We start from the raw sequence: 605 nt of genomic DNA, 5'->3' as shown, positions 1-605 counted from the left end.
ACCACGAACGCCGGCACAGCTCGGCGGGCATGATGAGCCCGGTCAACTACGAGGACACAGCGGCCCCCGACCGGGAAGCCGCATAGAGAAGCCCTCCACGATTCGGGGGGAACCACAGTTCATGTATCCCTGGGCAGTGGTTGTGGCAGAGATCGGCGTAACCGCGGTCATCGAGATGTTCCTCTTCTTGGCCGCTCTCTTCATAGCCGTGCTCTGGGCGTGGCGGGAGGGAGCGTTGAGGTGGGTATGAGCGATGCCGCCGCCGAACTCGCCCGGCGCCATGTGCATGTCTTAGTCGTGGAGGTTCCGGGTCATTGGCGGACGCGCGTAGAGGTCGAACGCGCAGCGCTCGTCCGTGGGTGGCACCTTGCGCTCTCACCCGCCGACGCCGATGTGCTCGCCATCTGTGGGTGCCCTGGCGCCCAGATGTCCCACGTCGTGGAGCGCATCTGGCAGCAGATGCCAGGTCCTCGCGTGCGGACTCTGGTCGAGCAGCACGGCGCGGCAGCAAACGGCCTGGATGAGGTCTACAGAGGTCTTCTCGACACCGCGCCCCACCGAGAGGATGCGGAGTCCCGGCCCACCGCGGCCGAACTGGTCGCGGA

Annotated in this window: 2 protein-coding genes; one reads left to right on the top strand and one right to left on the bottom strand. The window is 66.4% G+C overall.

Translation table 11 applies throughout. From position 1 onward, the window contains the following. Positions 1 to 250: NADH-quinone oxidoreductase subunit A (locus QWY28_RS22770; protein ID WP_300955215.1), on the top strand; the 250-nt coding region annotated here is incomplete at its 5' end. A 125-nt stretch (positions 251 to 375) separates the two neighbouring features. Here QWY28_RS22770 and QWY28_RS22765 read toward each other — a convergent pair. After that, positions 376 to 605 (bottom strand): hypothetical protein (locus QWY28_RS22765; RefSeq protein ID WP_300955214.1); only part of this gene is annotated, 230 nt, incomplete at its 5' end.

The organism is Nocardioides oceani (genome assembly GCF_030412965.1).
Lineage (GTDB): Bacteria > Actinomycetota > Actinomycetes > Propionibacteriales > Nocardioidaceae > Nocardioides > Nocardioides oceani.
The sequence above is the reverse complement of the archived record's forward strand: the minus strand, read 5'-3'. Positions and strand labels throughout refer to the sequence as shown.